The following is a 19,278-nucleotide window of genomic DNA, read 5'->3' as shown; positions in this document are numbered from 1 at the left end:
CCCAGGCGTTAGAAGGCGCGGACAGACATTCACTTCGGAGCCCGCCCATGACCGCCCCCAAACCCGTGATACTGTGCATTCTCGACGGCTGGGGCCTGTCGGAAGAGACCGAGGCCAACGCGCCGCTGCTGGCGCAGACACCGAATTTCGACGCCATCATGGACAAGGGGCCGCACGCCCGGTTGATCACCCACGGGCCGGACGTGGGCCTGCCTAGCGGGCAGATGGGCAATTCCGAGGTGGGGCACACCAATATCGGCGCCGGCCGGGTGGTGGCGATGGACCTGGGCCAGATCGACCTGGCGATCGAGGATGGCTCGTTCTTCGAGAATTCCGCGTTGCTGGATTTCATCGCCCGGCTGAAGGACACAGGCGGCACCGCGCACCTGATGGGGTTGGTCTCGGACGGCGGTGTGCACGGGCACCTGAACCATATCGCGGCGGCGGCGCGGACCATCGCCGCCGCGGGCGTGCCGGTGGCGCTGCATGCGGTGACCGACGGGCGCGACGTGGCGCCCAAATCCGCCTTCGAGTACATGCGCGAGCTTGAGGAGCACCTGCCGGATGCTGCCCGTGTCGTGACCGTGACCGGCCGCTATTTCGCCATGGACCGGGACAACCGCTGGGGCCGGGTCTCGGAGGCCTATGCGGCGATGGTCCGGGGCGAGGGGCAGACGGCGAGCAGCGCCAAGGGCGCGGTCGATCACGCCTATGAGCAGGGCGAGACGGACGAGTTCATCACCGCCACGGTGATCGGCGATTACGCCGGCATGCGCGATGGCGACGGGGTCTTTTGCCTGAACTTCCGCGCCGACCGCGCGCGCGAGATCCTGCGCGCCATCGGCGAGCCGGGGTTCGATGCCTTCGACACCGGGACGCGGCCCAGGCTGGCCGGGCTGCTGGGGATGGTGGAATATTCCGACGCGCACAACGCCTATATGACGACGGTTTTCCCGTCGCGCGAGATCGTCAACACGCTGGGGGCCTGGGTGGCCAAGCAGGGGCTGCGGCAGTTCCGCCTGGCCGAGACCGAGAAATACCCCCATGTCACCTTTTTCCTCAACGGCGGCAAGGAAGTCCCGGAGGAGGGCGAGGACCGCTACATGGCGCAATCGCCCGACGTGGCGACCTATGACCTGCAGCCCGAGATGTCCGCCGAAGAGGTGACCGACAAGCTGGTCGAAGCGATCGGCGCGGGGTACGATCTGATCGTGGTGAATTATGCGAACCCAGACATGGTCGGTCATACCGGCGACCTGAAGGCGGCGATCCGGGCCTGCGAGACGGTGGATCGCGGGCTGGGACGCGTGATCGCGGCGCTTGAGGACGCGGGCGGCGCGATGATCGTGACCGCCGATCACGGCAATTGCGAACAGATGGTCGATCCCGAGACCGGCGGGCCGCATACCGCGCATACGCTGAACCCGGTGCCGGTGGCGCTGGTCGGCGGGCCGGAGGGGGCCGCGCTGCGCGACGGGCGGCTGTCGGACCTGGCGCCGACGGTGCTGGAGCTGATGGAACTGCCGAAACCGGCCGAGATGACAGGGGAAAGCCTGATCAAATGAGCCTGCGCCGCGCCCTTGCCATGATCGCGACCGGCGCCGCCCTCTGGGCCGGCGCGGCGGCGGGGCAGGGTGATCCGGCGGCGGCGGCGCGGGCGGCGGCGGTGCAGTTGGAACAGGCGGCGATGGGGTTGCAGCAGGCCGAGGGTGCGCGTGACCGGGTCCATGCCCTGACCGACACCGTGCGGGCCTATGAGGCCGGGCTGGCGGCCATGCGCGACGGGCTGCGCCGCGCGGCCACGCGTGAGGGGCAGCTGATCCAGAGGCTGCAGGCACGCGAGGGCGAGATTGCCCGGCTGATGGGGGTCCTCCTGACCATCGAGACCTCGCCGCCGCCGGTGCGGATGCTGCACCCGCAGGGGCCGCTGGGCAGCGCGCGCTCGGGCATGATCCTGGCCGAGGTGACACCGGCATTGAACACGCGGGCCGAGCGGCTGCGCCATGACCTCGAAGAGGTCCAGACGCTGCGGCTGCTTCAGCAAAGCGCGGCCAAGACACTGGAAGAGGGGCTGGCCGGGGTGCAGGAGGCGCGCACGGCGTTGAGCCAGGCGCTGGCCGACCGGACCGATCTTCCGCGCCGCTTTACCGAGGACCCGGTGCGTACCGCGATCCTGATCTCCTCGACCGAGACGCTTGACGGGTTCGCCAGCGGGTTGTCGGAGATCGCCGCCGGAGAGATCGCCGAGAGCCGCGCCGATATCGGCACGCTCAAGGGGCAGATCCCGCTGCCGGTTCAGGGTATCGTGCTGCACCGCGCGGGCGAGGCCGACGCGGCCGGGGTGACGCGCGCGGGGCTGGTGGTGGCGGCGCGGCCGCGGGCGCTGGTCACCTCGCCCACACCGGCGACGATTCGCTATCGCGGGCCGCTGCTGGACCTGGGCAACGTCATGATCCTCGAGCCGCAGCCCGACACGCTGTTCGTGCTGTCCGGGCTGGCCGAGGTCTATGGCGAGGCGGGGCAGGTGATCCCGGCGGGCACGCCGGTGGGGCTGATGGGCGGTGCGGTTCCGGAAATCGGAGCGATTTTGTCACTAAGCGGTGATGGCACTGGAACTGAGCGTTCGGAAACGCTCTATATAGAAGTAAGAGAGGGCGGCAGCCCGGTGGACCCGGAGACGTGGTTCCGAACCGATAAGGATGGGTAAACAGGCATGAAGAAATTCGTGATGGCCGCGATCGGCGGCACGCTGGCAGGATTCGTCGCCACGACGCAGATCGCCGGGCCGTTGCTGGCGCAGGAGAGCGCGCGCAACACCAACGTCTACGAGCAGCTTGATCTGTTCGGCGACATTTTCGAGCGTATCCGGTCGCAATACGTCGAGGAGGTCGACGAGTCCGAGCTGATCGAGGCGGCGATCGACGGCATGCTGTCCTCGCTCGATCCGCATTCCAGCTATCTCTCGCCCGAGGATGCCGAGGCGATGCGGGTGCAGACCCGTGGTGAGTTTGGCGGGCTGGGCATCGAGGTCACCCAGGAAGAGGGCTTCGTCAAGGTGGTCTCGCCGATCGACGGCACCCCCGCCGACGAGGCCGGGATCGAGGCCGGCGATTTCATCACCCACGTGGACGGCGAAAGCGTGCTGGGGCTGACGCTGGATGCGGCGGTGGAACTGATGCGCGGTCCGGTGGGCAGCGAGATCGTCATCACCGTGGTGCGCGAGGGCGAGGACGAGCCCTTTGACGTGTCGATCATCCGCGACACCATCAAGCTGACGGCGGTGCGCGCCCGGACCGAGGGCGATACCGTGGTTCTGCGGGTGACCACCTTCAATGACCAGACAACGCCGAACCTTGAGGCCGGGCTGGCCGAGCAGGTCGAGGCGGCCGGCGGCATCGACAACGTCAACGGCATCGTCCTGGACCTGCGCAACAACCCCGGCGGGTTGCTGACCCAGGCGATCAAGGTGTCCGACTCCTTCCTTGAAAAGGGCGAGATCGTCTCGACCCGGGGCCGCGACCCCGAGGATGGCGAGCGGTTCAACGCGACCCCCGGAGACCTGGCGCAGGGCAAGCCGATGGTGGTGCTGATCAATGGCGGCTCGGCGTCGGCGTCCGAAATCGTGGCGGGCGCGCTGCAGGATCATCGCCGCGCCATCGTCGTGGGGACCAAGAGCTTTGGCAAGGGATCGGTGCAGACGGTGATGCCGCTGCGTGGCGACGGCGCGATGCGCCTGACCACCGCGCGTTATTACACCCCGTCGGGGCGGTCGATCCAGGCGCTGGGCGTGTCCCCCGACATCGTGGTGGCGCAGCCGCGCCGCCAGCCCACGGCCGAGGAAGAGGACACGCCGACGCGGCCGCGTTCGCGCTCGGAGGCGGATCTTCGCGGACGGTTGTCCAACGACAGCCTGACCGAGGACGAGATTCGCCAGATCGAGGCGGACCGCGCCAAGGCCGAGGCCGCAGCGCGCCTGCGCGAAGAGGATTACCAGCTGGCCTATGCCATCGACATTCTCAAGGGGCTGACCGCCCTGGGTGGCGAGGAGTAACGCCCCCACCGATCAGCAACGCGAAAGGGCCACGCATCTGCGTGGCCCTTGTCGTTTCGGCACCGGGGAACCGGGCGGCTACATGGTTTCCAGGCAATGGCGGCGAAAGGCGCGTTTGAGCATGTCCAACTCGGCGCGCAGGAGTTCGACCTCGGCGCGCAGGTCGTCCGAGATCGCCTCGCCCGCGATCAGCGCGAAATCCCCCAGCTTGGTACCGCTGGCGCCATCGAGGATCAGAAAGCTGTGAACGCCATCAGAGACCGCGTGCTCCGGGATCGTCACCGCAAGGTCCCAGGCGCCGGGGTCTGCGGCCTCGGTCAACTCGACCGTCTCGACCGGCTGGTCGAGGTAGGTGACGCGGATGTCGGGTTTTGGGCTGCCCGCGGGGGCACCGGTCAGCCGGCCCTCCCAGCGGCGGTTGCGCAGGCGGATCTTGGTCAGGGTCAGGTCGCTCATCTCAGGGCCTCCTAGAGCGCGGCGCGCCGCCGCCTGGAAAAGGTCAGGTCGCGCAGGATCACCTGGTTCATCTCTGGCGCCTCGAAGATCAGGTCGAGCCAGATTTTCTCGATCCGGTTCTCGTCCATGCGGGAATAGGCAAGGTCGAACTCCACCATGACCTCTTCCTCGTTCAACGGCAGTTCCCGCACGATCTGTTCGGTGTTGGGGCCGTTCTTGATGTTGAGGCGGGCGAAAATCTCCAACGGTTTCTCGACCTCGATGATCGTGCTGACGCGCAGGATATGCTCGCGCGTCAGACCGTGCCGGGCCGAGTCCGGCAGGTCGACGACCAGCGACAGGAACGAACCGTCAAACCGGAACACGTCCATCCGCAGACCATAGGCGGCAAGGTCCGCCTCGCGGGTGTTGCGTAACTGGCGCAGGGTCAGTTCGGAAAAGCGGCAATCGTGGAACAGCGTGACCTCGTCGCCCAGCTTCGACTTGGTGGGAACCGAACTCAGCCCCGGCGTGGGAAGCGGTCCGCGCCACAGCTCGGGGCGCCAGGCCCAGTCGGTGCCGTGCGGCCTGGGAAAGTTCGAGGTGCCGACCTGCGGCAGCGCCAGGCGCCCGTCGGCGACATGGATCAGCCGGTCGAGATGGGTGCGCAACTGGCGCGCCTGGTTGCGCTGAACTCGCAGGTCGGACAGGCCGGTGTCCTCGGCCGCCTTTGCCGCGCGTCGCCATCGGCGCATCGCGCGCCCGTGTAACAGCCGATCCAGAATACTGCCCATATGCCGTTCCGTCGCTCGCCTTTCAGGCGAAATTGCCTTGATTGCGGTCAGCTTAGCGAAAGCCGGTCAGTCAAACAAACCGCCAATCAACTTCAGCGGTGAAAATCCTGTCTGTTCATCGTCCTGCGGCTCTGGCGCGGCGGCTGCCTACTGCATATTGGGCGCGGTGCCTTCGGGCGGGCGGGTGCTGGCGCTGCGGGTCCGTTCCGCCAGGTCGGCCAGAAGATCCGCCCCGGCCCTGTTGTCGCCTGCCCCGGCGCCCGGTGCATAGAGGGCAAGCGCGACCAACTGGCCATTGAGCGCGAAGGCGCTGCGCCAATGCTGGGTCGCCGCCGCCCCGACCGTTCCGCCGGGCGTATCCAGCCGCACGAGCGGCAGGTCGCCGGCCATCCCGGTTTCGATCACCTGAGCCGGCGCGGCGGCACGGGCCACATCGTCCAGGCTGGGTGGCGGGAGGTCCGCCGCCCTTTGCGGGGCGGTGGCCACGGTCATAAGGGCCAGCCGCCGACCGGAAAAGAAACCGCGCAATCCCAAGGTGTCGCAGCGCGCCAAGAGCGCGAAATCCCCGCGCGGCGCGCGGCGCAGGGCCTGTTGGTCGATGCAATAGCCCGGTGGCGCCGCGACCGTGACGGCCCCGCCGGCAAGCTCGGCGCGGGTGGCCTGGTCGAACGGGGTGCTGAACGGCAAACTGCCGCCGTCGCACCCCGCCAGAACCGTCAGACCAAGCGCCGCCAGGACCCCCTTAGAGGTCCATGTAGTCATGTTTCTCGGCCTTGCCGCCGGGATGGGTCACCGCGCCCATGTAGGTCGGGCCGACCAGCTTGGCGTATTTCCACAGCGCGCCCGAGGCATAGATGGTCTCGCGCGGTCCGCTCCATTCGGCCTTGCGCTTGGCCAGGTCCTCGTCGCTCAGGTCGACGCTGATTTCGCCGGTGACCGCGTCGATGGTGATCACGTCGCCGTCCTTGAGCAGGGCGATCGGCCCGCCCTGTGCGGCCTCGGGGCCGACATGGCCGACGCAGAACCCGCGGGTCGCACCGGAGAACCGGCCGTCGGTGATCAGCGCCACCTTCTTGCCCATGCCCTGACCGGAGAGCGCGGCGGTGGTGGCCAGCATCTCGCGCATGCCGGGGCCGCCGGCGGGGCCCTCGTTGCGGATGACGATCACCTCGCCCTCCTTGTAGCTGCGCTGCTTGACCGCCTCGAAGGCGTCCTCTTCGCATTCAAACACGCGCGCCGGGCCGACGAACCGCTGGTGCTGGCTGGGGATGCCGGCAACCTTGACGATGGCGCCCTCGGGCGCGAGGTTGCCCTTGAGGCCCACCACGCCGCCGGTCTTGGTCAGCGGATTGTCGATGGGATAGATCACCTGGCCATCGGCCTCGCGCTCGATCAGGTCCAGTTCCTCGCCGATGGAGCGGCCCGACGCGGTGACGCAATCCTCGTGGATCAGGCCGGCCTTGCGCAGTTCCTTCATCACCACCGGGATGCCGCCGGCGTCGTACAGGTCCTTGGCGACGTATTGGCCGCCCGGCTTGAGGTCGACGAAATAAGGGGTTTCGCGGAAGATGTCGCAGACGTCGTCGAGGTAGAAATCAATCCCGGCCTCATGGGCGATGGCCGGCAGGTGCAGCCCGGCGTTGGTCGAACCACCGGTGCAGGCCACCACGCGGGCGGCGTTCTCCAGCGATTGGCGGGTGACGATGTCGCGGGCGCGGATGTTCTTTTCGAGCAGGTTCATCACCGCGTGACCCGAGGCTTCGCCGTATTGGTCGCGGCTCTCGTAGGGGGCCGGCATGCCCGAGGAGTTCAGCAACGCCAGGCCGATCGCCTCGGAGACGCAGGCCATGGTGTTGGCGGTGAACTGGCCGCCGCAGGCGCCGGCGCTGGGGCAGGCCACGCGTTCCAGCATGGCCAGCGCCTTGTCCGACATGGTGCCGTTCTGGTTGCGGCCCACCGCCTCGAACATGTCCTGTACGGTCAGGTCGCGGGTGCGGAAATCCTCGGGGATCTCGTCGACCTGCGGTGCCTTGCCCGGCAGGATCGAGCCGCCGTAGATGAAAACCGAGGGCACGTTCAGCCGCACCATCGCCATCATCATGCCGGGCAGCGACTTGTCACAGCCGGCCAGCCCGACCAGCGCGTCGTAACAGTGGCCGCGCATGGTCAGTTCGACGGTATCGGCGATTGCCTCGCGCGAGGCCAGCGAACTGCGCATCCCCTCGTGGCCCATGGCGATGCCGTCGGTCACGGTGATGGTGGTGAACTCGCGCGGGCTGCCGTGGGCCTCTTTCACGCCGCCCTTGACCGCCTGTGCCTGCCGGCTCAGCGCGATGTTGCAGGGCGCTGCCTCGTTCCAGCAGGTGGCGACCCCGACAAAGGGCTGGTGAATCTCGTCGTCGGTCATGCCCATCGCGTAATAATACGAACGGTGCGGCGCGCGCTCCGGCCCTTCGGTCACGTGACGGCTGGGCAGTTTGGATTTGTCGAACTGGCGCTTGAGCATGTCTGGCCTCCAAAAGAATGTTTCCTTGGCAATATCCCTGCGCCCGGGTTGAAACAAGGGTCAACCGCCCGCCCGCGACGCCGCGTGCGGTTTGTCAGCGCCTTGTAATCCCGCAGGGCAGTGCTTACCGTCGGAAAGCCCGTGACGCCGGAGCCTTTTCTGCGGCGGGTATTGGCGAGTCGGGCAAGGGCCGGATGATGGAACCCACGCTGTTTTCGTTCATCTGGAAACACTCAAAGCGGCAGCAGCTCTGGCTGCTGGTGCTGACGCTGGTGTCCTTCCCGTTTCTCTATGCCTCGCTGGAATTGCCCAAGAGGATCATCAACGATGCCATCGGTGCGGCGGGCCAGCAGACCGCGATCTACGGAATCGAGCTGACGCAGGTGCAATTCCTGCTGGTCCTGTGCGTCGCGTTTTTCCTGGCGGTGCTGATCGGCGGGTTGATGAAGATGCACATCAACACCCGCAAGGGGGTGCTGTCCGAGCGGATGCTGCGGCGGCTGCGGTATCAGCTGATCCACCGCATGTTGCGCTTTCCCAAGCCCTATTTTCGCACCACCAGCCAGGGCGAACTGGTGTCGATGATCACCTCCGAGGCCGAGCCAATGGGCGGCCTGATGGGCGATGCGATCGCCCAGCCGGTGTTCCAGTTCGGCCAGATGATGACCATCGTGTCGTTCCTGTTCATGCAAAGTGTCTGGTTCGGGCTGGCCTCGGTGGCGTTGATCCCGTTGCAGGCCTGGCTGATCCCGATGATCCAGCGCCAGATCAACCTGCTGAACAAGGACCGTATCGGCGAGTTGCGCCACCTTGCGACCGAGATCGGCGAGAGCGCGGCGGGCATCAGCGACCTGCGCGCCAACGGTGGCTGGCGCTATCGGCTTGCGATGATCACCGACCGGCTGGGGCGCCTGTTCGAGATCCGGTTCCGGATCTACCAGAAAAAGTTCTTCATGAAGTTCCTCAACAACATGATCGGGCATCTGACGCCCTTCATGTTCTATTCGGTCGGGGGGTACCTGGCGATCCAGGGCGACATCACCGTGGGTGCCCTGGTGGCGGCCTTGTCGGCCTACAAGGATCTGTCGAGCCCGTGGAAGGAGCTTCTGACCTATTACAACCAGGTGCAGGACATGTCGTTGCGCTGGGACGTGGTGACCGAGCGTTTCGCGCCGCGCGACATGATCCCGGAAGAGCTGTTCGACGGCGAACCTGACAGCCTGCCGCACCTGTTCGGGGCGATCGAGTTGCACGACGTCACCGTGCGCGACCAGGACGGCAATACCATCCTGGAGGACATCAACCTGACCATCCCGCCGCGCAGCCGCGTCGCGATCCAGAGCGACAAGGCGATCGAGCGGACCGCGCTGGCCGAACTTTTGGTGCGCGAAACGCTGCCGGCGCAGGGCCACGTGGTGCTGTCGGGCCATCCACTGGAGCAACTGCACCAGGCGGTGATCGCGGCGCGTATCGGCTATGCCAATTCGCGGCCCTACCTGTTCGACGGCACTCTGGGCGACAACCTGCTGATGCCGCTCAAGATGCGTCCGCGTGATACCGAACAGCTTGCCGTGGCCCATGACGCGCGGGCCCTGGAGACCGCACGGGCGGGCAACAGCACCGATCCGCTGACGGCCGACTGGGTCGATCCCGCGATCGCCGGTCTCTCGGACGGGGCCGAGGTCCGCGACTGGTGGTTCCAGCTGATCGAGGCGATGGGGATCGACGAGATGATGTTCCGCCGCACCCTGCGGTCCCGGTTCGTGACCGAGCAGCACGCCGGCCTGGCGCGCGAGATCGTCGCCCTGCGTCCGGAGGTCCGCGAAAAGCTGCGCGAACGGGGGCTGGAGGATGCCTATTTCACCCTGGACCCCGAGCGGTTCAACCCGGCGCTGCCGCTTGCCGGCAACCTGCTGTTCGCCACCCCGGTGCACGATATCCAGCCCGAGGCCCTGGCGCGCGAGCATCGCTTCCTGCAGATGCTGCAGGACGAGGGCATCGCCGACGATGTCATCTCGGTCTCGATGGGGGTAATCGACACGCTGAACCGGACCTTCGGCACGGATGGTACCGACCATCCGCTGTTCTTGCGCCTGGGGCTGGACAAGGAGCTTTACCTGCGTGTGTCCGATATCGCCGGGCGCGCGACACGGCGCGGCAAGGCGGCGCTGTCGCAGGAAGACCGGGCGATGCTGCTGATCGTGCCCTTCATGCTGACCGCGGAACAGATCGGCCCGGATTTCCCCGACAAGTACAAAAGACGGATCCTGTCGATCCGGCGCAACCGGGGCGCAGAGCTGCGCCGCAACCTGGCCGACATGTTCGAGCCGATCGGCCCCGATTCCTATGTTCCGCGCCTGACGGTCCTGGAAAACGCCATCTACGGGCGGGTGTCGATCATGGCCGGCGCCAAGGCCGACGAGATCGAGAACGTCGTGGCCGAGGTGCTCGAGGCCCATGGGTTGCGTCACCGCGCGGCGGCGATCCTTTACGATCTGCGGGCCGGGCTTGGCGGCACCAACCTGCCGACCGTGTTCCAGGAGCGCGCCGGCTTCAGTCGGGCCGGGATCAAGCGCCCCGATATCCTGATCATGGACAACATCCTGGCCAGCCATAACGCGGACAGCCGACTCAACACGCGGACCCGCCTGCGCGAACTCCTGCCCGATACCACCATGCTGTTTCTCGAGGACCGGTTCGACAACCCGGATGCCTATGACATGTATGTCGAGATCCGCGACGGTCGGATCGACGGCACCGCCCTGTCGGAGTCGAAAGAGGGGGAGGGGACCGATGACCTTGGCCGCAAGCTGGCGATCCTGTCACGCAACGATCTGTTCGGGCGGCTCAGCCTGCGCAACCGCCGCCTCCTGGCGTTCTCTGCGCAATGGTACGAAGTGGCGCCCGGTCAGGTTGTCTTTTCTCATGACCGGCCCGCCGACGCGGTCTACCTGTGCCTCGAGGGGCAGGCCGAACTGCGCTGGCCCGCGGGTGATGCCAGCACGCCGCCGGTGTCCTTCGTGTTGCCGGGGCGGCTGATCGGAGACCTGGCCGTGATCACGCGCGACAAACGCTTTCTCGATCTGGTGGCGGTGGAACCGACGCGGTTTCTTCGCATCGGTGCCGAGGAGTTTCGCGCGGTGATCGAAAACGATGCCTCGGTGGCGCTGGCGCTGCTCGAGGCGGTGGCTGGGCACCTGGCCGGCGCGACCGAGTTGTTGCAGGCGGCGCAGGTCAACCTCTCCGAGGCCGTGCTGAAAAAGAACCTGCCGATTTCCCTGGATACGCTGAACGAGTATTTCGATGACTGATCGCCCCTATGCCGCGCATGAGATCCTGGTTGCCCCGGCCCGCCCGGGCCGCGCGCTGTGGCGCCTGTTCGCCGGCCTGGCGATGGTAGCGGTGATCGTTCTCGGGCTGAACGCGGTGTTGCAGGCGTTTGTTTTCTCGGTCGCGCCGATCGGATGGGCGGCGGACCTGGCGACCGGGCACCGGCCGGGGTCGATGCTGATCCTGCTGGGTAGTTTCGGCTTTGTCATCGTCGGCGTCTTTGCGGCGGCGCATCTTGTTCAGCGCCGCGCGCCGCTGGGGCTGATCGGGCCACCGGGGCGGGCGGTTATCCAGTTCTGGCGGGTGTTGCGCCTGTTGTTGCTGTTCGGGTTGGTGCTGTTCGCCCTGCCGCCCTACGACATGGGCGCGCCGCTTCTTCCCAATCTCGCGTTCGGGCGTTGGCTGATGCTGCTGCCGCTGGCGCTGGTCGCGATCCTGATCCAGGTCAGCGCCGAGGAGATCCTGTTCCGGGGGTACCTGCAGCAGGCGCTGGCAGCGCGGATCCCGCACCCGGCGGCCTGGTTGTTGCTGCCCTCGATCCTGTTCGCGCTGGGCCATTTCGTGCCCGCCGAGGCCGGCCCCAATGCCGGGTTGATCGCGATCTGGGCCGGCTGTTTCGGTATCCTGATGGCCGATCTCACCGCCCGGGCGGGCACGCTGGGCCCGGCGATCGCGGTGCATTTCTTCAACAATGTCGTGGCGCTGCTGATCTTTTCGGTTCCCGAGAGCCTGAATGGCCTGTCACTCTTCATCCTGCCGTTCTCCTCCGATGACACCGGCCCGATGCGGGCCTGGCTGGCAGTCGACTTCGCGCTGATGGTGCTGACATGGCTTGTCGCGCGGATTGCCATCAGGCGTTGATTGCAATTGTCCGCGCCCCGGCTTATCTGACGCAGCGTGCACGCTCCTGCGAGAGGCCTCGACATGAACTGGATCACAAATTACGTCCGCCCCCGGATCAACTCGATCTTTTCGCGCCGGGATGTGCCGGAGAATCTCTGGCAGAAATGCGATGAATGCGGAACCATGCTGTTCCATCGCGAGTTGAGCGATAACCTGAATGTCTGCACCAACTGCGGGCATCACATGGCGATCACCCCGCGGGCGCGCTTCGAGGCGCTGTTCGACGGCGGCGTGTTCTCCGAGGTGGAGGTTCCCGAACCGGTCGCCGACCCGCTGCATTTCCGCGATCAGAAGAAATATCCCGACCGGATGCGCGCGGCGCAGAAAAAGACCGGCGAAAAAGAGGCGATGCTGGTCGCCACTGGCGAAATGGGGCGCACCCCCATCGTGGCCGCGGCGCAGGATTTCTCCTTCATGGGGGGATCGATGGGCATGTACGTGGGCAATGCCATCGTCGCCGCGGCCGAACAGGCGGTAAAGTTGAAACGCCCGCTGATCCTGTTCTCGTCCGCCGGCGGCGCCCGCATGCAGGAGGGGATCCTGTCGCTGATGCAGATGCCGCGCACCACGGTGGCGGTGCAGATGCTCAAGGAGGCCGGGCTGCCCTATATCGTGGTGCTGACCCATCCCACGACCGGTGGCGTCACCGCCTCTTACGCGATGCTGGGCGACGTGCAGATCGCCGAACCCAACGCGCTGATCTGCTTTGCCGGGCCGCGGGTGATCGAACAGACCATCCGTGAAAAGCTGCCCGAGGGGTTCCAGCGTGCCGAGTATCTGCTGGATCACGGCATGCTGGACCGGGTGACCAAACGCACCGAGATGCGCGACGAGCTGATCACCATCACCCGCATGCTGATGGGCCTGGCACCGGCGATTCGCGGCGATCTTCCCGCGCCCGAGGCGGTCAGCAGCGAAGCCGATACCGGCCCCGAAACCGGCCCCGCCGACCCGAAACCGGATGCGGACGAAACTGAAAGCTGAGACGCCCGCGCCCCGCTCTGACGCAGCAGACAGGCAGGCCAGAATGCAGACCCAGACCCCGGCGGCGTCGGATGTCATCCTTGACAGGATGATGGCGCTGCACCCCAAGATCATCGACCTGACACTGGACCGGGTCTGGCGCCTGCTGGCGGCGCTTGACAACCCGCAGGACCGGCTGCCGCCGGTGATCCATATCGCCGGCACCAACGGCAAGGGCTCGACCCAGGCGATGATCCGTGCCGGGCTGGAGGGGGCCGGCCTGACGGCGCATGCCTATACCTCGCCGCACCTGGCGCGGTTCCACGAGCGGATCCGGGTGGCGGGAAAGCTGATCTCCGAGCCGGAGCTGAGCGCGGTACTGGATGAATGCTATGCCGCCAATGGCGGCGAGAGCATCACCTATTTCGAGATCACCACCTGCGCCGCGCTGCTGGCCTTTGCCCGCACGCCGGCCGATTACACCCTGTTGGAGGTGGGCCTTGGCGGGCGGCTCGACGCGACCAACGTGATCGAGACCCCGGCGCTGACGATCCTCACGCCGGTGTCGATCGACCATGAGCAGTTCCTCGGTGACACGCTGGGCAAGATTGCCTTTGAGAAGGCCGGGATCCTCAAGCGCGGCGTGCCCTGCGTGGTCGGCCCGCAGCCCGACGAGGCGCTTGAGGTGATCGAGGCACAGGCTGCCCGCTTGGGTGCACCGCTGATCGCTTATGGCCAGCATTGGCATGTTTACGAGGAACGCGGGCGGCTGATCTATCAGGACGAGCGCGGGTTGCTCGACCTGCCGCTGCCGAGCCTGCCCGGCGCGCACCAGATACAGAACGCCGGTGCAGCTTTGGCGGCGTTGCGACACCTGGGCCAGGGCGAGACCGCCTGCGAGTCCGCCATGACGCGCGTCGAATGGCCGGCCCGGATGCAGCGGTTGAAGACCGGCCCGCTTTGCGAGGCGACGCCGCAGGCCGAGCTTTGGTTGGACGGCGGCCACAACGCGGCGGCGGGCGCCGCGCTGGGCGCGCACCTGGCCGGGTTGGCGCCCCGCCCCACGCATCTGGTCTGCGGCATGCTCAATACCAAGGACGTGACCGGCTATTTGCGCCCGCTGGCGGCGCAGGCCCAAAGCCTCACCGCCGTCTCGATCCCCGGCGAGGCCAATACGCTCTCCGCCGAGGAAACCGCGTCGGCGGCGCGGGCGGTGGGACTGCCGGCCGAAACCGCCGACAGCGTTCTGGCGGCGGTGCAACACATCGTGCAATCCGATCCGCACGCCCGCATCCTGATCTGCGGCTCGCTCTACCTCGCGGGCGGCGTGCTGCGCGAGAACGGGTAGCGCCCTCAGGTCAGCACGAAGTCGACCGGTTCCAGTGGTGGCGGCGCCTCGCGCTCCAGCGCGTGGCAGACCGAGATTTCCATCACGCGGCACAGCGCGCTCAGCGGCATGCAGTTCTCCAGCCGGCCAAAGGGATGCTCCAGCTCATGTGTCACTTCGGCCAGTCCGAAGAACACATAGGCCACCATCGCCATCAGCACCGGTTCGAACCAGCCGGCGTTCCCGACAAGGGCAAACGGCAGCAAGAGGCAGTAGAGATAGGTCGTCCGCCAGATCAACAGGGAATAGACAAAGGGCAGCGGGGTGGTGAGCAGCCGCTCGTTCCCGGCCTGTGCGGCGGCGAAACGGGCCAACCGTTCGGTCAGGGCGCGCCGGCCGAACCCGTCGATGCGCTCGGCCTCGGCCATCTCGCGCAACCGCTCGGCTATGGCGCGCAGCGCCGCGTTCGGCCCGTTGCCGTGACGCAAGAGCGGCGCGGCCGCCTCGGCCCCGACCCAATCGGTGACCACTCTGGTCACGTCATCGCCGCGCAACTGGCCCCGATGCAGGTGGTGAAAGGCCAGGATATGGGTGAGGATATAGGCCCGGTCCGCCTCGGATGCACCGAACACGGTCAACTCCTGCGACAGGCTGCGGACATCCGCGACCATCCCACCCCAGATCTTGCGCGCCTCCCACCAGCGGTCATAGGCGACGTTGTTCCGGAACCCCAGGAACAGCGAAAGCGAGATGCCGAACACCCCCATCGCAGCCACCGGCAAGCCCGGTACGCCAAACAGGAACCGGTCCACGAGCAGAACCGCCAGTGACCACAGCGCGGCCCCGATGATCTGGGGGAGAACCCGTGGCACGACCGCGCCCTGCAGCACCAGAAAAAGCCGCAGCGTATGGGGCGGGTCGCGCAGAATCACGCGGTGCCCCAGTCCTTGTCCTGCATTTCGCGCAGCCGGCTGGCGGTGCGCTCGAATTCGAACACGCCCTCGCCCTCAAGGTAGAGCATTTCCGGCTCCGCGGCGGCAGAGCAGACCAGCCGTACCTTGGCCTCGTAGAGCGCGTCGATCAGGGTGACGAAGCGTTTGGCCTCGTTGAAGTTGCTGCGCGACAGGCTCGGGATATCCTCGAGGATCAGCACCCGCACCGCCTCGGCGATGGCCAGGTAATCGGCCGGGCCAAGATAGTGGCCGCACAGGTCATAGAAACTCGCCCGCGCGATGCCGTTGCGATATTCCGGAAGCGCCACGCGGCGACCCTTGACCTCCAGCACCAGCTCGGTCCCGGGGCCGCCCGCCAGATCGGTCCAGACCGCGCGGATCGCGTCGCGTGCCTCGGGGCCGATCGGGGTGAAATAGACCTGTGTGCCCTCCAGCCGGTTCTGGCGATAGTCGTTGGGGCTGGCCAGTTCGCGGACCTCCATGCGCTGCTTGATCAGCTGGATGAAGGGCAGGAACAGCTGCCGGTTCAGCCCGTTCTTGTACAGCTCGTCCGGCACCCGGTTCGAGGTGGTCACCACCACCACGCCGGCGTCGAACAGGGCCTCGAACAGGCGTCCCACGATCATCGCGTCGGTGATGTCGGTGATCTGCATCTCGTCAAAGGCCAGCACCCGCACGGATTTGATCACGTCCTCTGCCGCCGGGGCCAGCGCGTCCTCGATGCCGTTCTTGCGCGCCTGGTGCATGGCCTCGTGGATTTCCTGCATGAAGGCGTGGAAATGCACCCGGCGCACTGCGGTCCCGTCCAGCGCCTCGACGAAAAGATCCATCAGCATCGACTTGCCGCGCCCGACCCCACCCCAGAGGTACAGCCCTTTGGGCGGCGGCGGGGCCTTGCGGAACAGCTTGCGCTTGACAGGTTGCGCGACGGCGGCGCGGATGCGTTCCAGCTCGGGCAGGGCGGCCTCTTGCGCGGGGTCGTGGTGCAGCGCGCCTTGCGCGATCCGGGCGTTGTAAAGGGCAATCAAATCGGACATGGGCGCAGCCATACCGCGCGGTGACGGGGTTGAAAAGCATGGCCCGGGCGGCCAAGGGCGATATATCAGCATTTCTGACGCAACATCGGACAAATCCTGATTTGATCCATCGACCCAGTGGCGTAACCTCGCCGCGTTACCCTGAACGGAGCCTGCCTATGACCCGCCCTGCCGCCTCGCTGACCCCTGTGCTGATCGTCGGCTGTATCATCATCATGGTCAGCTTTGCGATCCGCGCTTCTTTCGGGGTGTTCCAGCTCCCCGTGGCCGGGGAATTCGGCTGGGCCCGGTCCGAATTCTCGATGGCGATCGCGATCCAGAACCTGGCCTGGGGCATCGGCCAGCCGATTTTTGGCGCCATCGCCGAAAAGATCGGCGACCGCAGGGCGATCGTGATGGGGGCGCTGACCTATGCGGCGGGCATGGTTCTGACCGCCTGGTCAACCACCCCGATGGAGATGCAGCTATATGCCTGGCTGGTAGGCTTCGGCATCGCCGGCACCGGCTTTGGCGTGATCCTCGCGGTGGTCGGGCGGGCCGCCTCGGACGAGAAACGCTCGATGGCGCTGGCGATCACCACCGCGGCGGGCAGCCTTGGCCAGATGGTCGGCGCACCGGTGGCCGAATGGCTGATGAGCTTCCTGAGCTGGCAGAGCACCTTCCTCGTCTTCGCGGTGGCGATCCTGGCGCTGGTGCTGACCCTGCCGCTGATGCGCGTGCCGACCCCCGCCAGCCGGACGGAGCTGGAGGACTCGCTGGGCACGATCCTGGTCAAGGCGTTCCGCGATCCCTCTTATACGCTGATCTTCCTCGGTTTTTTCAGTTGCGGCTATCAACTTGCCTTCATCACCGCGCATTTCCCCGCCTTCGTGACCGAGATGTGCGGCCCGATCCAGCCCGGCAGCCTGTTGCACGGGATCGGCATCACCACCACCTCGGCGCTGGGGGCGGTGTCCATCGCGCTGATCGGGGCGGCCAATATCGGCGGTACGCTGATGGCCGGATGGGCGGGCAGGTTCTATTCCCGGAAATACCTGCTGGCGGGCATCTATGCCGGCCGCACGGTGATCGCCGCCGCCTTCATCCTGGCGCCGATCACCCCGGCCTCGGTGCTGGTGTTCTCGGTGGCGATGGGGGCGCTGTGGCTGGCGACCGTGCCGCTGACCAGCGGGCTGGTCGCCCATATCTACGGGCTGCGCTACATGGGCACGCTTTATGGCATCGTGTTCCTGAGCCACCAGATCGGCGGCTTCCTGGGGGTCTGGCTGGGTGGTCGGATGTACGACGCCTTCGGCGATTACACCGTCGTGTGGTGGATCGGTGTCGGCGTCGGCGCCTTCAGCGCCATCGTCCACCTGCCGGTGCGCGAGCGCCCGCTGGGCGCCCGGCTGGCCTAGATCACGGGGACGGGGGCGCCTTACTGCGCCGCCGTCCAGCGATCGAGGATGTAACGGCTGGTCATCAGGTCCAGATGGGCGCCGCCACCGTTCTTGAACAGGGTGATCTCCTCGGTCCCGCCCTGTGCAAAGGCGTCGAGCTGGTAGAAATCGGCAAGGATGTCGGCCTCGGTGATCACGCCCCGGTCCAGCGGGATCTGGATCTCGCCGATATGGCCGATGGTGGTGTCGCGGCTGTCGACATAGATCTTCGCCCGTTGCAGCGCGATGTCGTCGGCCTCGCGCATGTCGGGGCGATAGGCGCCGATCAGGTTGATATGCTGGCCCGGGTGCAGCCAGTCGCCCTTGATCAGCGGCTCCGAGGACATGGTGGCGCTGACCACGATATCGGCCTGCCGCACCGCCGCCTCCAAGTCAGGGGCGACATCGACGCTGCCGATCTCCTGCGCCAGCGCCTCGGCCTTGGCCACGGTGCGGTTCCACAGGGCGATCTTCGCCTTGGGAAAGGCCTCGGCGAAGGCCTCGCAGAGCGAGCGGCCCACGGTGCCGGCGCCGGCGATCACGATCCGCGCGCTGTCGGGGCGGGCCAGCCGGCGGGCGGCCAGCAGGCTGTCGCCGGCGGTCTTCCACTTGGTCACCAGGTGGAAATCCACCAGCGCCTCCAGCGTGCCGTCGAGGTCGGAATAGAGGCTCACCCCGCCGTTGACCATGGGCACCCCGTGTTCGGGGTTGCGCGGAAACACGGTGGCGGTCTTGACCAGGCTGCCCAACCCGTCGATCCAGGCGGCGCGGTTCAGCAGCGTATCGGGATCGCGGTAGAGAAAGGTATCGGCGATCTCGGCGCGGGGCAGGTCATGACCGTCGGCCAGCGCGTCGGTCAGGTCCAGCCAATCGAGCAGCTTTTCGCCCGCGTCGAAGGGAATGATGGGAATGGTCGTGCTCATTTCGCGTCCTCCTTGGTCAGCAGCCCGGCCTCGACCAGCCGGTCGGCCCAGCCCTGCGGGCCGGTGAACAGATGGGTTTGCCAGCCCCGGCTGGCGGCCATGTCGATATTGTCGGGCCGGTCGTCGGTAAAGATCAGCGCCGCGGGGTCGATGCCGCAATCGGCCTCGACCATCTCGTAGATGCGCGGCTCGGGCTTGATCGTCTTCATGTGGCCCGAGACATAGGCGCGGTCGAACTCGGACAGGAAGGGGTAATGCGGCGCGGCGATGTCGTCGAAGGTCTGCACGCCGAAATTGGTCAGCGCAAAGACAGGGATGCCCTTGGCCCGGAGCGCACGCAACAGGCGGACCGAATGCGGGATCTCGGGCGCGGCCATCTCCAGCCAGCGGTCATGCCACATGCGGATCTCGTCGCGCCATTCCGGATAGCGATCGGCGGTGGCATGGACGACCTCGGTGAAATTCCCGCCGCGATCCACCTCGTCGTTCATCCCGTGCAGGTCGACGGTGGCGAACATGGCGCGACGCCGCGCCTCGCCGATCTCGGCGTCGTAGAACCGTTCCGGCTGCCACTCGATAAGGACGTTGCCGATGTCGAAGATCACGGCCTGTGGTTGCATCTTTCGGTCCCTTCCCAC

General features: G+C 66.8%; 16 protein-coding genes. 8 read left to right on the top strand and 8 right to left on the bottom strand.

Going from position 1 to position 19,278, the window contains the following annotated elements; all coding sequences use genetic code 11:
* Window positions 1-47: 47 nt before the first annotated feature.
* Genes gpmI through ABWV23_RS04915 form a run of 3 tightly spaced genes read left to right on the top strand, consistent with a single transcriptional unit; the run spans window position 48 to window position 4,051 of the window.
* The gene (gene gpmI / locus ABWV23_RS04925) at window positions 48-1,565 is read left to right on the top strand and encodes a 2,3-bisphosphoglycerate-independent phosphoglycerate mutase (protein ID WP_353345541.1); all 1,518 of its coding nucleotides are present in this window, start codon (window positions 48-50) and stop codon (window positions 1,563-1,565) included.
* Window positions 1,562-2,707: a murein hydrolase activator EnvC family protein gene (locus ABWV23_RS04920; protein WP_502901593.1), complete on the top strand. Its 1,146-nt coding sequence runs from the start codon at window positions 1,562-1,564 to the stop codon at window positions 2,705-2,707. The genes gpmI and ABWV23_RS04920 overlap by 4 nt, the downstream gene beginning before the upstream one ends.
* Window positions 2,708-2,713: 6 nt before the next feature.
* Window positions 2,714-4,051 carry a S41 family peptidase gene (locus tag ABWV23_RS04915; RefSeq protein ID WP_353345539.1) on the top strand — a complete coding sequence of 446 codons (1,338 nt, stop codon included), beginning with the start codon at window positions 2,714-2,716 and terminating at the stop codon, window positions 4,049-4,051.
* A gap of 78 nt (window positions 4,052-4,129) precedes the next feature.
* On the opposite strand, the gene ABWV23_RS04910 is transcribed toward ABWV23_RS04915, so the two are convergent.
* From ABWV23_RS04910 to ilvD, 4 genes are all read right to left on the bottom strand, one after another.
* Entirely contained in the window at window positions 4,130-4,507 is a 378-nt protein-coding gene (locus tag ABWV23_RS04910) for a hypothetical protein (RefSeq protein ID WP_353345537.1), read from the bottom strand.
* Window positions 4,508-4,518: 11 nt separating this feature from the next.
* Entirely contained in the window at window positions 4,519-5,280 is a 762-nt protein-coding gene (locus tag ABWV23_RS04905) for a DUF6478 family protein (RefSeq protein ID WP_353345535.1), read from the bottom strand.
* A gap of 147 nt (window positions 5,281-5,427) precedes the next feature.
* Window positions 5,428-6,042, bottom strand: a complete 615-nt coding sequence (locus ABWV23_RS04900) for a hypothetical protein (protein WP_353345533.1) — start codon at window positions 6,040-6,042, stop codon at window positions 5,428-5,430.
* Window positions 6,023-7,786, bottom strand: a complete 1,764-nt coding sequence (gene ilvD / locus ABWV23_RS04895; RefSeq protein WP_353345531.1) for a dihydroxy-acid dehydratase — start codon at window positions 7,784-7,786, stop codon at window positions 6,023-6,025. Before ilvD ends, ABWV23_RS04900 begins: the two co-directional genes overlap by 20 nt.
* Window positions 7,787-7,983: 197 nt before the next feature.
* Between ilvD and ABWV23_RS04890 the strand changes: the two genes are divergently transcribed.
* The 4 genes from ABWV23_RS04890 to ABWV23_RS04875 all read left to right on the top strand — a co-directional run bounded on the left by ABWV23_RS04890 (window position 7,984) and on the right by ABWV23_RS04875 (window position 14,330).
* On the top strand, window positions 7,984-11,097 hold the full coding sequence (locus tag ABWV23_RS04890) for an ABC transporter transmembrane domain-containing protein (protein WP_353345529.1): 3,114 nt from the start codon (window positions 7,984-7,986) through the stop codon (window positions 11,095-11,097).
* Window positions 11,090-11,977, top strand: coding sequence for a CPBP family intramembrane glutamic endopeptidase (locus ABWV23_RS04885; protein ID WP_353345527.1), 888 nt, complete (start codon window positions 11,090-11,092; stop codon window positions 11,975-11,977). Before ABWV23_RS04890 ends, ABWV23_RS04885 begins: the two co-directional genes overlap by 8 nt.
* Before the next feature lie 63 nt (window positions 11,978-12,040).
* Window positions 12,041-13,003, top strand: a complete 963-nt coding sequence (gene accD / locus ABWV23_RS04880) for an acetyl-CoA carboxylase, carboxyltransferase subunit beta (RefSeq protein WP_353345525.1) — start codon at window positions 12,041-12,043, stop codon at window positions 13,001-13,003.
* A 43-nt stretch (window positions 13,004-13,046) separates the two neighbouring features.
* Complete coding sequence (locus tag ABWV23_RS04875; RefSeq protein WP_353345523.1) at window positions 13,047-14,330, top strand: bifunctional folylpolyglutamate synthase/dihydrofolate synthase; 1,284 nt, start codon at window positions 13,047-13,049, stop codon at window positions 14,328-14,330.
* A 5-nt stretch (window positions 14,331-14,335) separates the two neighbouring features.
* Here the strand turns inward: ABWV23_RS04875 and ABWV23_RS04870 are convergent, their stop codons facing one another.
* A complete protein-coding gene (locus ABWV23_RS04870) occupies window positions 14,336-15,241 on the bottom strand; it encodes a bestrophin family protein (RefSeq protein ID WP_353345521.1) in 906 nt (301 codons plus the stop codon).
* Window positions 15,238-16,299: a cell division protein ZapE gene (gene zapE / locus ABWV23_RS04865; RefSeq protein ID WP_353345519.1), complete on the bottom strand. Its 1,062-nt coding sequence runs from the start codon at window positions 16,297-16,299 to the stop codon at window positions 15,238-15,240. Before zapE ends, ABWV23_RS04870 begins: the two co-directional genes overlap by 4 nt.
* Before the next feature lie 158 nt (window positions 16,300-16,457).
* Between zapE and ABWV23_RS04860 the strand changes: the two genes are divergently transcribed.
* Window positions 16,458-17,696 (top strand): MFS transporter, encoded by a 1,239-nt coding sequence (locus ABWV23_RS04860; protein ID WP_353345517.1) that lies wholly within the window; start codon window positions 16,458-16,460, stop codon window positions 17,694-17,696.
* Window positions 17,697-17,716: 20 nt separating this feature from the next.
* On the opposite strand, the gene ABWV23_RS04855 is transcribed toward ABWV23_RS04860, so the two are convergent.
* On the bottom strand, window positions 17,717-18,640 hold the full coding sequence (locus tag ABWV23_RS04855; RefSeq protein WP_353345515.1) for an ornithine cyclodeaminase family protein: 924 nt from the start codon (window positions 18,638-18,640) through the stop codon (window positions 17,717-17,719).
* Window positions 18,637-19,260: an HAD family hydrolase gene (locus tag ABWV23_RS04850; protein WP_353345513.1), complete on the bottom strand. Its 624-nt coding sequence runs from the start codon at window positions 19,258-19,260 to the stop codon at window positions 18,637-18,639. The genes ABWV23_RS04855 and ABWV23_RS04850 overlap by 4 nt, the downstream gene beginning before the upstream one ends.
* Window positions 19,261-19,278 lie beyond the last annotated feature (18 nt).

Origin of the sequence: Aquicoccus sp. SU-CL01552 (genome assembly GCF_040365005.1) — a bacterium.
Classification (GTDB): Bacteria; Pseudomonadota; Alphaproteobacteria; order Rhodobacterales; family Rhodobacteraceae; genus Antarcticimicrobium.
This window is presented reverse-complemented; position numbering and strand designations above follow the sequence as displayed.

Bases quoted from the DNA above. Each gene is read 5' to 3' on its own strand.
- accD (WP_353345525.1), top strand. From the start codon at position 12,041: ATGAACTGGATCACAAATTACGTCCGCCCCCGGATCAACTCGATCTTT.
- ABWV23_RS04905 (WP_353345535.1), bottom strand. From the start codon at position 5,280: ATGGGCAGTATTCTGGATCGGCTGTTACACGGGCGCGCGATGCGCCGA.
- ABWV23_RS04855 (WP_353345515.1), bottom strand. From the start codon at position 18,640: ATGAGCACGACCATTCCCATCATTCCCTTCGACGCGGGCGAAAAGCTG.
- ABWV23_RS04915 (WP_353345539.1), top strand. From the start codon at position 2,714: ATGAAGAAATTCGTGATGGCCGCGATCGGCGGCACGCTGGCAGGATTC.
- ABWV23_RS04850 (WP_353345513.1), bottom strand. From the start codon at position 19,260: ATGCAACCACAGGCCGTGATCTTCGACATCGGCAACGTCCTTATCGAG.
- ilvD (WP_353345531.1), bottom strand. From the start codon at position 7,786: ATGCTCAAGCGCCAGTTCGACAAATCCAAACTGCCCAGCCGTCACGTG.
- ABWV23_RS04890 (WP_353345529.1), top strand. From the start codon at position 7,984: ATGGAACCCACGCTGTTTTCGTTCATCTGGAAACACTCAAAGCGGCAG.
- ABWV23_RS04885 (WP_353345527.1), top strand. From the start codon at position 11,090: ATGACTGATCGCCCCTATGCCGCGCATGAGATCCTGGTTGCCCCGGCC.
- ABWV23_RS04900 (WP_353345533.1), bottom strand. From the start codon at position 6,042: ATGACTACATGGACCTCTAAGGGGGTCCTGGCGGCGCTTGGTCTGACG.
- gpmI (WP_353345541.1), top strand. From the start codon at position 48: ATGACCGCCCCCAAACCCGTGATACTGTGCATTCTCGACGGCTGGGGC.
- zapE (WP_353345519.1), bottom strand. From the start codon at position 16,299: ATGTCCGATTTGATTGCCCTTTACAACGCCCGGATCGCGCAAGGCGCG.
- ABWV23_RS04920 (WP_502901593.1), top strand. From the start codon at position 1,562: ATGAGCCTGCGCCGCGCCCTTGCCATGATCGCGACCGGCGCCGCCCTC.
- ABWV23_RS04875 (WP_353345523.1), top strand. From the start codon at position 13,047: ATGCAGACCCAGACCCCGGCGGCGTCGGATGTCATCCTTGACAGGATG.
- ABWV23_RS04910 (WP_353345537.1), bottom strand. From the start codon at position 4,507: ATGAGCGACCTGACCCTGACCAAGATCCGCCTGCGCAACCGCCGCTGG.
- ABWV23_RS04860 (WP_353345517.1), top strand. From the start codon at position 16,458: ATGACCCGCCCTGCCGCCTCGCTGACCCCTGTGCTGATCGTCGGCTGT.